Annotated in this window: 9 protein-coding genes; 3 read left to right on the forward strand and 6 right to left on the reverse strand. The window is 71.1% G+C overall.

Annotated elements, in window-relative coordinates:
- Positions 1-12: 12 nt before the first annotated feature.
- From ACZ4VA_RS05825 to ACZ4VA_RS05840, 4 genes are all read right to left on the reverse strand, one after another.
- A complete protein-coding gene (locus ACZ4VA_RS05825) occupies positions 13-2,583 on the reverse strand; it encodes a family 78 glycoside hydrolase catalytic domain (RefSeq protein WP_468080013.1) in 2,571 nt (856 codons plus the stop codon).
- Between the two features lie 66 nt (positions 2,584-2,649).
- The gene (locus ACZ4VA_RS05830; protein ID WP_355781417.1) at positions 2,650-3,555 is read right to left on the reverse strand and encodes a carbohydrate ABC transporter permease; all 906 of its coding nucleotides are present in this window, start codon (positions 3,553-3,555) and stop codon (positions 2,650-2,652) included.
- Positions 3,556-3,558: 3 nt separating this feature from the next.
- Positions 3,559-4,443, reverse strand: a complete 885-nt coding sequence (locus tag ACZ4VA_RS05835) for a carbohydrate ABC transporter permease (protein WP_356167696.1) — start codon at positions 4,441-4,443, stop codon at positions 3,559-3,561.
- A gap of 83 nt (positions 4,444-4,526) precedes the next feature.
- Positions 4,527-5,846 (reverse strand): ABC transporter substrate-binding protein, encoded by a 1,320-nt coding sequence (locus ACZ4VA_RS05840; RefSeq protein ID WP_468080016.1) that lies wholly within the window; start codon positions 5,844-5,846, stop codon positions 4,527-4,529.
- Between the two features lie 290 nt (positions 5,847-6,136).
- On the opposite strand from ACZ4VA_RS05840, the gene ACZ4VA_RS05845 reads away from it, so the two are divergent.
- Positions 6,137-7,150 (forward strand): LacI family DNA-binding transcriptional regulator, encoded by a 1,014-nt coding sequence (locus tag ACZ4VA_RS05845; RefSeq protein WP_468080018.1) that lies wholly within the window; start codon positions 6,137-6,139, stop codon positions 7,148-7,150.
- A gap of 191 nt (positions 7,151-7,341) precedes the next feature.
- Here the strand turns inward: ACZ4VA_RS05845 and ACZ4VA_RS05850 are convergent, their stop codons facing one another.
- On the reverse strand, positions 7,342-8,586 hold the full coding sequence (locus ACZ4VA_RS05850; RefSeq protein WP_468080020.1) for an MFS transporter: 1,245 nt from the start codon (positions 8,584-8,586) through the stop codon (positions 7,342-7,344).
- A gap of 212 nt (positions 8,587-8,798) precedes the next feature.
- Complete coding sequence (locus ACZ4VA_RS05855; RefSeq protein ID WP_355787034.1) at positions 8,799-9,716, reverse strand: LysR family transcriptional regulator; 918 nt, start codon at positions 9,714-9,716, stop codon at positions 8,799-8,801.
- A gap of 128 nt (positions 9,717-9,844) precedes the next feature.
- On the opposite strand from ACZ4VA_RS05855, the gene ACZ4VA_RS05860 reads away from it, so the two are divergent.
- The gene (locus ACZ4VA_RS05860) at positions 9,845-10,843 is read left to right on the forward strand and encodes a fumarylacetoacetate hydrolase family protein (protein ID WP_356167706.1); all 999 of its coding nucleotides are present in this window, start codon (positions 9,845-9,847) and stop codon (positions 10,841-10,843) included.
- Positions 10,840-11,802 carry a cyclase family protein gene (locus ACZ4VA_RS05865; RefSeq protein WP_355787040.1) on the forward strand — a complete coding sequence of 321 codons (963 nt, stop codon included), beginning with the start codon at positions 10,840-10,842 and terminating at the stop codon, positions 11,800-11,802. Before ACZ4VA_RS05860 ends, ACZ4VA_RS05865 begins: the two co-directional genes overlap by 4 nt.
- The last annotated feature ends 21 nt before the right edge of the window (positions 11,803-11,823 follow it).

Genomic DNA, 11,823 nt, shown 5'->3' on the forward strand with positions numbered 1-11,823 from the left:
TTCGGTCGTCGCTCAGGCGGCGTCCTCGGCGAGTTCCGCCGTGTCGAGGGTGTGCTCCCCCGGGCCGAGGACGACCGGGGTGCGGCCGGGGAGTTCGGCAGTGGCCGTGCAGCCCTCGGGCACGGTGAAGCGGGCCGTCATGCCGGTGGCCGTCAGCTCCCAGGACAGGGCGGCCGTGCCGTAGGGCGTCTCGTGGCGGGTGCGGGCCCAGGTGATGCCGCCGCCGGGGCGGGGTCTGAAGGTGATGTCGCGGTATCCGGGGGCGCCGGCGGTGATGCCGCCGACCGTGCGGTGCAGCCAGTCGGCGACGGCACCGAGTGCGTAGTGGTTGAAGGAGGTCATGCCGCCGGGGTTGAGGGTCCCGTCGGGCCGCATGCTGTCCCAGCGCTCCCAGATCGTGGTGGCCCCCATGGTCACCGGATACAGCCAGGAGGGGCACTCGGTCTGGAGCAGCAGGCGGTAGGCGAGGTCGAGGTGTCCGGTGTCGGTCAGGGCGTCGCAGATCAGCGGGGTGCCGACGAACCCGGTGGCGATGCGGGCGTCGTCCTGGCGGACGAGTTCGGCCAGCCGGTCCCCCGCCGGCTGCCGCTGGTCCGGGCCGATCAGGTCGAAGGCCAGTCCCAGCGCGTAGGCCGTGGGACTGTCGCTCGTCATCCGGCCGGAGGGACGTACGTAGCGGCGCCGGAAGGCCTCGGTCACCTCGTCCGCGAGTCCGGCGTACCGCTCGGCTCCCGCGCGGTCACCCAACTCGCGGGCGGCGAGGGCGAGATGGCGGGCCGAATGGGCGAAGTAGGCGGTGGCGACGAGATAGCGGTCGGTGCGGCCGGCGACCGGGTCGTCCGGTGGAGCGGCGGGGTCGAGCCAGTCCCCCAGCTGGAAACCGGTGTCCCAGAGGCGGTCGGGGCCGGCGAGACGTTCCATCAGGTCGACCCACGCCCGGGCCGTGCCGTGGTGGCGGCGCAGCAGCTCCAGGTCGCCGAAGCGCAGGTACAGCGTCCACGGGGTGAGCGTGACGACGTCGCCCCAGGCGGCGCCGGGCTGGATCGGGGTCCACATGGGTGCGCCCGGGATGACGGGCACGTACCAGGGGACGGTGCCGTCGGGCAGTTGTTCCAGACCGACGTCGGTGAGCCAGGAGTCGAGCATGCCGGCGCAGTCGTACAGGAAGCTCGCGGTGGGGGCGAACACCTGGATGTCTCCGGTCCAGCCGAGGCGTTCGTCGCGCTGCGGGCAGTCGGTGGGTATGTCGACGAAGTTGCCGCGCATGCTCCACACGACGTTCTCGTGCAGCCGGTTGACCAGCGGGTCGCTGCACTCGAACCAGCCGGTGCGGCGCATGTCCGTGTGGTAGATGCGGGCGGTCACTGAGTCGGCGGTCAACTCGCCCGGCCAGCCGGTGACTTCGGCGTGGCGGAAGCCGTGCACGGTGAAGCGGGGTTCCCAGGTGAGCGGGCCCTGTCCGGCGAGGACGAGGGTGTCGGTGGCGTGTGCCTCGCGCAGCGGGCGGGTGGCCAGCTCCCCGTCCTGGAGGACTTCGGCATGCCTGAGGGTGATGGTGGTGCCGGCGGGGCCGTCGACCGTGACGCGGAGCCGGCCGACCAGGTTCTGGCCGAAGTCGAGCAGGTGGCGGCCGTCGCCGGTGCGGGTGACGGAGACCGGGGGGAGCTCCTGGGTGCAGCGCACGGGGGGCCCGAGCGGCGCGACGAGTGTGGCGGGGTCCCGGGTGCCGGTCCGTACGGGCGTCCACGCGAAGGTGTCGGCGCGGGAGGGTGTGGCCCAGTGGGGGTCGTGCAGGCGGGCGTCGAAGGTCTCGCCCTCGTACAGGCCGCTGGACATGATGGGGCCGGGGGCGGCGGTCCAGGTGCCGTCGGTGGCGACGACGGCCGTGGTGCCGTCCTCGTGGGTCACCTCCAGCTGGGCGATGAGCGACTGGTCGGTGCCGTAGATGTTGCGGGTTCCGCCGTCGAAGCCGTACCGGCCGCGGTACCAGCCGTCCCCGAGCCACGCGCCGATGGTGTTGGCACCCTGGGTGAGGTGGCCGGTGACGTCATGGGTGCGGTAGCGCAGCCGGTGCGGGTAGACGGTCCAGCCGGGGGCGAGGATGTCGTCGCCGACACGTTTGCCGTTGATCTCCACCTCGTACAGGCCGTGCGCGGTGACGTGGAGCCGGGCCCGGGCCACCGGGCGGTCCAGGCGGAAGTCCTTGCGCACGCGGGCGGGGCGGCGGCCGGAGGCCGGGTCCTCCGCCCAGGCGGCGCCCACCGGCACCGCACACCAGTCGGCGGGGTCGAGCAGGCCCGCCTCGACGGTGGCGGGCTCGCTCCACGGGGAGGGTTCCCGTGCGCCGGACGTCCAGACGCGGACCCGGACGGTGACCCGTTCGCGCGAGGCGAGCGGCTCGCCGGGCCAGGGCACCAGCAGCTGGTCGGGGCGGTCGACGCGGCCGGTGCGGTGCGAGTGACCGCCGCGGTCGAGTTGCACTTCGTACGCCTTCTGGGAGCCGGATCCGGCGGCCAGGGTCCAGCTCAGGCGGGGGGTGGCCGTGCCGATGCCGAGGCCGTCCGGGAGGTGTTCGAAGGACACCGGAGAAGGCTGAGGGGGCAGCAAAGGGAGAACCTTTCGTGACGTGCGCGGAAGCGAGGGCGGGGGTCAGCCCTTGACCGCTCCCGAGGTGAGACCCTTCATGACCTTCTGGTTGAGGAACAGGTAGATCAGCAGGGTGCCGAAGACGTTGATGCAGATGGCGGCGAACAGCGGGCCGTACTGCGTGGCGCCGAAGTCGCCGGTGAAGTTCAGCAGGCCGACCTGGATGGTGCGCAGGTCCTGGCTGTTGGTGAACGTCAGCGCGATCAGCAGGTCGTTCCAGATGAAGAAGAACTGCACCAGTCCCACGGTGAGGAGCGCGTTGCGGACCATCGGGACGCTGATGGTCCAGAAGGCGCGCAGGATGCCGGCGCCGTCGATGGTCGCCGCCTCGAACAGCTCGCGGGGGACGGTCCGGTAGTAGGTGGCCATCATGAAGACGGTCAGCGGCAGACCGGTGCCGGTGTAGGTGAGGACGAGGGGCCACAGGGTGCCGGACAGGCCGGTCTGGAAGTACACGGTGAACAGCGGCAGCAGGATCATCTGCGGCGGCACCATCATGCCGGCGAGGAAGACCAGCAGGGTCAGGCTGCGGCCCTTCCACACCATGACCTGGAGGGCGAAGCCCGCGGCGGTGCCGAGCAGCAGGATCAGGGCGAGGGCGGGCAGGACGGCGAGGAGGCTGTTCTGTACGTACAGGCCGAGGTTGCCGGTGGTCCACGCCTCGCTGTAGTTGCCCCATTCCCAGGTGGTGGGCAGGCTCCAGGTGGAGTTGTTCAGGTAGTCGTCGTTGGACTTCAGCGACGTGAGGAACATCCAGACCAGCGGGTAGATCTCGACGACGAGAAGCAGGCCGACGACGATCCTCACCCACAGCCTGCCGGCTCGGGCGCCGCGGCGGGGGCGTCCGGTCCGGGAGGCGTCCGGACGGCGGTGACCCGTGGAGGTCTTCACCGGTGTGTCGATGGCCATGGCTCAGCCCTCCGTGAGGTCGCGCCGCGAGACGCGGTAGACGACCAGGCTCACCAGCAGGCACACGACGGTCAGCAGCAGCGCGACGGTGCTGCCGTATCCGTAGTCGCTGTAGGTGAACGACGTCTGGAACATGTACAGGGTCAGCGGGGTGGTTCCGCTGCCCGGCCCGCCGTTGGTCAGGGCGACGACGGAGTCGAAGACCTTCAGGGTGCCGTTGATGCTGAAGATCAGTGAGGACATCAGCACGGGGAACGACATCGGCAGCACGATCCGCCGCACCAGGCGCAGGCCCGAGGCGCCGTCCAGGCGCGCCGACTCCAGCACCTCCTCGGGGATGTCGACCAGGCCCGCGAAGAGCAGCACGGCGTAGAAGCCCATGGAGCGCCAGATGTCCATGACGACCAGGACCCAGAAGGCGTGGCCGGCGTTGCCGAAGAAGTCGACGGACTCCAGACCGACCGCGTTCAGCAGGGAGTTGACCGGTCCGGTCTGCGGAGCGACCTGGAAGAACTTCTGGAAGAGCAGGCCCACCGCGACCGTGGGAAGCACCACCGGGAAGAACACCAGCGTGCGGATGAGCGCCGACGCCCTGCGCAGGAAGAAGACGTAGAGCAGGGCCAGCAGATAGCCCGCGACGACCTGGCCGACCGTGACGACGACGGCGTACTTCAGGGTGAACCACAGGGCGTCACGGACGGCCGGGTCGTCGAGGAGGCGCGAGAAGTTGGCGACGCCGTTGCCGGTGAAGCCGTCGATGGAGTTGCCCTTGGTGAAGGAGTAGCCGAGCGACCACACCATCGGGGCCAGCATGATCAGGGAGTAGACGAGGAGGGCGGGACCGAGCAGGATCACGACGGCCCTGCGGTCACCGAGTACGCGGTGCATGGGTGGTGTCCACTTCGTGGGGTGAAGAGACCGGACGGGGGGGGCGGCGCACGCGAGGGGGCAAGCGGGCCGCCCCCGGCCGGTCACGGGGCGGTCAGTGCGTCCTGGACGGTCTGCATGAACTTCTGCGGGCTCACGCTGCCGCCGACCAGGCCGGCGGCGTTCGTCTGGCTGGCGGTGGTGGCCTTGGTGCCGAAGAGGGCCTCGAACCACAGCACGTTCTGCTTCGACTCGCTGATCGTCTCGCGGACCTGGCTGGTGACCTCGGTGGCGTCCTCGACGGGGGTGTTCACCTTGAATCCGGAGATGGTGCCGTGGTCCTTCAGCGCGGTGCTGCCGTAGTTCTCGGCGATGCAGGAGACCCAGGCACCGGTCTTCTTGTCGAAGGTCCTGGCGCCGAGGGTGATGCCGAGGCCCACGTTGGACGGGTACTGGTCGACGGAGCCCTTGCCGCCGGAGACGGCCGGGAACGGCATGAAGCCGACGTTGTCGGCGCCGACCTTGTTCTGCTTGGCGTCGGCGATGTTCGCCAGTGCCCAGCTGCCCATGTAGAACATGCCGGCCTTGCCCGACAGGAACTCGTTCATCGCGGTGTCGTAGTCGATCGAGCCGACGCCCTTGCCGAAGTAGCCCTTCTTGCCGAGCGCGGCGACCTCCTGGGCGGCCTTCACGTACTCGGGGTCGGTCAGCTTCGCGTTGCCGTCGGCCACCTCCTGGAGCGCGTCGGGTCCGAGACTGCGGTACAGGTAGCCGCTGATGAGCCGGGTCAGCGGCCAGCCCTGCTGCCCGGAGGCGGAGAAGGGCTGCACGCCCGCGGCCTTCAGCTTCGCGGCGGCCGAGACCAGCTCCTCCCAAGTGCCGGGAACCTTGAGGCCGTTCTCCTGGAACAGCTTCTTGTTGTAGAAGATCCCCTCGATGTTGTACTCGTAGGGCAGCACCTCCAGCTTGCCTCCGTACAGCGCCCGGATCGTGGAGACGGCGGCCGGCTCCAGCTGGTCGAGGACGCCGAGCTTGTCGAGTTCCTTCTCCAGGTCGGCGACCTTGCCCGACTTCGCCAGCTTCTGGGTGAGCGCGGGTGCGTTGCCCGCCGCGAACTGCACCGGCAGGGCGTTCTGTCCCGCCAGCAGCTGCAGCTTCTGGTCCAGGCCGCTCTGCGGAACGGTCTCCACCTTCAGCGGCAGGGCCTGGTTCGCCGCCTTGCACACACCCTTGGACATCGTGGTGAGCGCGGTCTTGACGGTGGTGTTCTCGGTGACGCTCAGGTAGCTGAACTCCTTGGGCGCCGTCGAGGTGCCGCCGCCGCCGCTGCCTCCGCAGGCCGTGGCGAGGAGGGCCAACGAGGCGGTGCCGGCGGTGATCAGGCTCAGGCGTGTGCGGCTGGCGCGGAACATGCGGAGGGACACGGATGACTCCCTGGGAGAGTGAAAGCAGGAAAGAGGGGCGCGAACAGCGCGCCGGGGCGGCGAGAAAGCCGGGCCGCACGTGAAGTCTTGTAAAACGTTCTTCACGAGGAAGTGGGCAACACCTTGCACCCCTCACCTGTCACCGTCAAGACACGGAGCCGTAACACCGATAGGTTCCCTACGAGCACTTGACGCACACCGGGGGTGTGCGTGTAGACCGTTGCACTACAACCACGAACACCGGAGCGCTGACGATGGACGGGCCCGACGCACCCAGGCAGAACAAGCGAGTGACCATCACCGACGTCGCCCGCCACGCCGGGGTGTCCACCGCCGCGGTGTCCAAGGTGATGCGCAACGCCTACGGGGTGAGCCCCGCCATGCAGGAACGCGTCCGGGCGGCGATCGCCGAACTCGGCTATCGCCCGCACGCGGCGGCGCGGGGGATGCGCGGCAGGACGTACACGATCGGTGTGTTGCTGGACAACGTCCGCAACGCCTTCTTCGCCGACATCCTCGACGGCATCCGTGACGAGCTCCGCGAGAGCGAGTACACCGTGCTCATCGGCGCGGCCGGTTTCGATCCGGAGGAACAGGCGAGGAGCATCCGCTCCCTGGTGGACCGTCAGATGGACGGCCTGATCCTCATCGCGCCGGGGACCCCGCGCGCCGAGGTGCTGTCGACGGCCGCCTCGACCCCGACCGTCGTCATCGGCCATCACGACGCCGCCGACTCCCACGACTCGGTCGTGGACGCCGACGACATCGGCGCCGGACTGGTCGTCGACCACCTGGTCTCGCTCGGCCACCGGGACATCGCGCTGGTCTCGGCCGCGGGAGCCCGGGCCGGCCAGTGGAAGCGCACCCCCGAACTCGTGCTGTCCGACGGGTATCTCGCCGCGATGCGGCGGCACGGACTCACCGAGCACGCTCGCATCCACCACGCCGCCTACTCCGACGACGGCGGCTTCAAGGCGGGCATGACCCTGCTGACCGCCGAACGCCCGCCGACCGCCATCATGACCGGCGCCGACGTCGCCGCGCTCGGCGTCTACCGCGCCGCACACGAACTGGGCCTGCGCATCCCGCAGGGCGTTTCGCTGGTCGGCTACAACAACACCGCGCTCGCCGCCCTGGCCCCCGTCCAGCTCACCAGCGTCGACCAGGCGGGCCACACCATGGGAGAGACGGCGGCCCGGATGCTGATCGAACGCGTGGAGGGCCGGCGGGACCGGGCCATGCAGACCACCATGACGCCGCGCCTGGTGGTGCGCGGCAGCACCACGGCACCGCGAGGTCGCTAGGTCGTGTCCGCCCATTCCCTCCGGCCGCCCGGAGGGCGGGCCCTGCGGACACGGTCCGGGCCGTGGACCGCGAAGTGCCCGCCGCACCGGCTGCGCGCTCGCCGGACGGCGGGGGGACTCCGCGGTCGGCGCGGGGTGGCGGATCAGCGGCAAGGACGGGCACGGGACGCCGGTGCGTCGTAGTCCGCCGGTCAGGGCTGCTCAGGGGCCTGGACGGGCGGAGCGATCGCGGCCCGGCCGTTGAGCGCGAGGAGCCCGGCGGCGACCAGCAGCGTGAGCAGACCCAGCAGGCCGACGGCGGAGGAGAGAGCACCGAGGGCGCCCTTGCCGCCGAGGAGCACCAGCGGGCAGACGAACTCGCCCAGGAAGAAGGCCGCCGTCCACAGTCCGGTGCCGCGTCCGCGGTCGGCGAAGTCCAGCCGGGCCATCGCCAGCGTCAGCAGCGACGGCAGGAGCATCCCCGTACCGACGCAGTTGACCACCGCGCCGACCACGAGCAGCGCCGGGCTTCCGGCGACTCCCATGACGAGGAAACCGGCGCCGCACACCAGCAGCAGAGCGGGCAGCCGGCGCCGCGGGGTGCCGGTGAGCCGGGTGAAGACGACGGACCCGGCAACGGTCGCGGCACTGGCGATCGCCGTGGTCAGGCCGATCACTCCCGTGGAGGTCACGTCCAGCTCGTCGAGGAGATAGGACATCTCGACGGGCACGGTGTAGAAGACGACCGCGCCGAAGACGGTGAGCGCGCAGACGCCGGCCATGCGGCGCACGGAGAAGGGCCGCGGCCCGGCCTCGGTGTGTCCCTCCCGCGCCGGTCCTCCGGCCTCCGCCGCGGACTCCGGCAGGACGCGGGCCATGACCGGAGCGAGCAGCAGGCCGACCGCGTACAGCCAGAACGGAGCCCGCCAGCCGGCCGCGCCCAGCGCGCCGCCGAGCACGAAGAAGAGGGTGGCGGACGCCGACGCGCACATCGTCTGCAGGGCGAGATAGCGCTCGCGGACCCGGCCGGTGTAGTAGTCGCCGATGAGCGTCGTGCAGGCGGTCATGATGGCCGCCTCGGCGACTCCCACCAGGACACGGCTGAACACGACGGCGTACAGCGAGTCCAGCCACAGCGGGGCCGTGCCGAACAGCGCGTACAGGCCGGTGGCCACGACGAGCAGGCGTCTGCGGCCCAGCCGGTCCACCACCACGCCCGCGAACGGGGCGAGCAGGGCGAGGGAGAGGGCCGGGACGGTGAGGACGAGCGGCACCAGGACGGCGCTGCCGGCCACGCCGTCGAAGTGGTCCTGCATACGGGGCAGCACCGGGGCGATCAGGACCGCGCCGAGGATCGGCAGACAGCTGCCGGCCATCAGCAGGACGGCGGGCAGCCGGCCCCGTACGGCCGGGGCGGCGCCGTGGTCGCGGACGGGCGGGACGGCGGGAGCGGGCATGACGGCACTCCAGGGCGCGAGAGGAAAGGAGCGCGCCGCGGGGCGGACGGGTCCGGGGACGGGGGACGTCGGCGTACGGCGCACGATGTGCCACGACTATGCGTTCCGTGCTCCGGCCTGCCCACCCCTTGAGCGATCCGATTTCCTGATGCCGCCGATCCACGTCATGGATACCCGCGCGCAGCCCTCCCGGCCGTGCTCGGGGTGCCGAGTCATGCCCCGGGCGGGTCCCCGAGCCGCCTGCCCACCCGCGCGGTGGTCTCGCGCAGCCAGATGTGGGCGGCGTCGTGCGTGTGCACCGGATGCCACCACAGGGCCTCCCGCAGGGGCACCGCCTCGTACGGCGGCTCCAGTACGCGCACGGCGGCGAGGGGAGCCATGAGGGCCGCCAGTCGTGCCTGGACCAGGGCGATGCGGCGGGTGCCGGCGACCAGCAGCGGCAGCAGCTGGAAACTGTCGACCGACACCTCCACGCGTGGTTCGACCCCGAGCATGCCGAGCTGGCGCACGGCCGGGGCGTCGTAGGTGCGCTGGTAGGTGACCCAGGGCAGACGGGCCAGGTCCTGCCGGGTGAGCCGGTCCTCGACGCTGGGGTGGTCGTCGGCGACCAGGAAGACCCAGCGGTCGTCGTAGAGGTCGGTGACCGGGAAGTCGCTGATGACGCCGTGCGGCATGAACAGGCCGTCGGTGGCGCTGAGCAGCGTCGCGGTGTCGTCGACCACGGTGGGCGGGGTCTGGGTGAAGCGCAGCCTGATGCCGGGGGCCTCCTCGTGGACGACGCGGGCGAGTTCGGTGCCGAAGACCGCGACCGCGTAGTCCGACGCCACGAGCTTGAACTCACGGCTCTCGTTGGCCGGGTCGAAGTCGGCCTGGCTGGCGAAGAGGCGTTCCAGCACGTCGTAGGCGGTGGACGTGCGGTCGAGCAGGACCTGGCCGAGGGCGGTGAGCTCGTAGTGACCGCCGACGCGGGCCAGCAGGTCGTCGTCGAAGTGGCGGCGCAGGCGGGCGAGCGCCGCACTCATGGCGGGCTGGCTCAGGCCCACGCGCTGTCCGGCGCGGGTGACGTTGCGCTCCTCCAGCAGGGCCCGCAGGGCGACGACGAGGTTGAGGTCCAGGCTGGCCAGATTCACGGTGGCTTCCCTCTGCGGTGCGGTGCCGACCAGGGCAAATAGACATGGTGGATAGAAGTCATCCACACAATCGATTTCCCCGATCGCGGGTGGCGGGTCCAGATTAGTCGCACCGCAATCAGGAGGACATGTCCGTGAAACCTGGATCCGCGTCCGCGCTCTTCGCCGGACCCTTCGCCCTCGGCACGCTCTCGGCCCCCGACGGGCCCGCCTTCCCCGCCCTCGTCACACCCGACGCCCAGGTTCTGGACCTCCACGTCGCCCTGGACGAGGGGCAGTTGACGGTCCGGGACCTGCTGGAGCGGTGGGAGACGGTGCTGCCGCGACTGCGGACGCTGGCCGCCGACGGCACCCCCGGACGCAGGCCGCTGGCGGACTTCCGGGTGCACGCGCCGGTCGAGCCCCGTCAGGTGTTCCAGTCGGGTGCCAACTACCGGCAGCACGTGATCGACCTGCACGTCGCCCACCGCGCCCCGGGCGACGACCGCCCCGAGGAGGAGCGGCGCGCGGAGGCGGCGGAGATCATGGACCGGCGCGCCTCCGACGACCTGCCGTACGTCTTCATCGGCCTGCCGACCGCGATCACCGGCCCCTATGACGACGTCGAGCTCCCCGCCTGGGCCGAGAAGCCCGACTGGGAACTGGAGTTGGCGGCCGTCATCGGCCGGACCGCTCACCGGGTCTCAGTCGAGGAGGCACTGGACCACGTCGCCGGATACACCATCGCCAACGACCTCACCGATCGCGCGACCGTCTTCCGCCGGGACATGCCGCAGATCGGCACGGACTGGCTGCGCAGCAAGAACGCGCCCGGCTTCACCCCGCTCGGCCCCTGGATCGTCCCCGCCGAGTCCCTGCCCGACACCGGCGACCTGCGGCTCACGCTGCGGCTCAACGGCGAGACCATGCAGGACGAGTCCACCAAGGACATGATCTTCGACGTCGCCCGGATGGTGTCGTACGCCTCCCAGAGCGCCCGCCTGCTCCCCGGCGACCTGGTGCTCACCGGCAGCCCGGCAGGCAACGGCATGCACTGGGGGCGGCTGCTGCGCGACGGCGACGTCATGGACGCCTCGGTCACGGGGCTCGGCGCGCAGCGCACGCGATGTGTGGCGGAGACGTCATGAGCCTGGACCGCACCGACCCCGAGGGTTCCATCGCCCGCACCGTCAAAGCCTGCTCGAACTGGGGCCGTTGGGGCGACGACGACGTCCTCGGCACCCTCAACTTCCTCGATGAGGCCAAGCGCCGCGAGGGTGCCGCACTCGTCCGCAGGGGCGTCAGCTTCTCCCTGTCCCAGCGCTTCGACATGGACGGCCCGCAGAAGGGCTGGCGGCGCCGCACCAACCCCGTCCACACCATGCTGGACACCGGCACGGACGCGGCTCTCGGCATCCAGGGCTTCCCGCACGGCCTCGGCGGCGCCGACGACGTGATCGCGATGCCGTTGCAGTGCTCCACCCAGTGGGACGGCCTCGGGCACATCTTCGACCACGGGCGGGCCTGGAACGGACGCCCGGCGGAGCGGGTCGTCACGTCCGACGGCGACCAGGTGACCGGCATCGAGCACATGGCGCCCCACGTCGCCGGGCGCGGGGTGCTGCTGGACGTCGGCCGGGCCGTCGGCACCGACGGCGAGCTGCCCGACGGATTCGCCGTCACCGAGGAGCACCTGACGGCGACCGCCGAGACGCAGGGCGTCCGCGTGGGACGCGGTGACCTCGTGCTGGTCCGCACCGGACAGCTCACCCGGGCGCGCCGGGACGGCTGGGGCGACTACGCGGGCGGGCCCGCGCCGGGCCTGTCGTTCACCACCGCCGGCTGGCTGCACCGCACCGAGATCGCCGCGATCGCCACCGACACCTGGGGCTTCGAGGTGCGGCCCAACGAGTTCGAGCACGCCTTCCAGCCCCTGCACCAGGTCGCCATCCCCCATCTGGGCCTGCTCATCGGCGAGATGTGGGACCTGGACGCCCTCGCCGAGGACTGCGCCGCCGACGGCGCCTACGAGTTCTGGCTCACCGCCGCTCCCCTCCCCATCACCGGGGCGGTCGGCTCCCCCGTCAACCCGATCGCCGTCAAGTAGCCGCAGGAACAAGGGAGTTCC

This window comes from Streptomyces sp. NPDC028308, from assembly GCF_055565855.1.

Coding starts and splice junctions, on each gene's coding strand:
- ACZ4VA_RS05830 (WP_355781417.1), bottom strand. CDS start 3,555: ATGGCCATCGACACACCGGTGAAGACCTCCACGGGTCACCGCCGTCCG.
- ACZ4VA_RS05835 (WP_356167696.1), bottom strand. CDS start 4,443: ATGCACCGCGTACTCGGTGACCGCAGGGCCGTCGTGATCCTGCTCGGT.
- ACZ4VA_RS05850 (WP_468080020.1), bottom strand. CDS start 8,586: ATGCCCGCTCCCGCCGTCCCGCCCGTCCGCGACCACGGCGCCGCCCCG.
- ACZ4VA_RS05860 (WP_356167706.1), top strand. CDS start 9,845: ATGTCCGTGAAACCTGGATCCGCGTCCGCGCTCTTCGCCGGACCCTTC.
- ACZ4VA_RS05865 (WP_355787040.1), top strand. CDS start 10,840: ATGAGCCTGGACCGCACCGACCCCGAGGGTTCCATCGCCCGCACCGTC.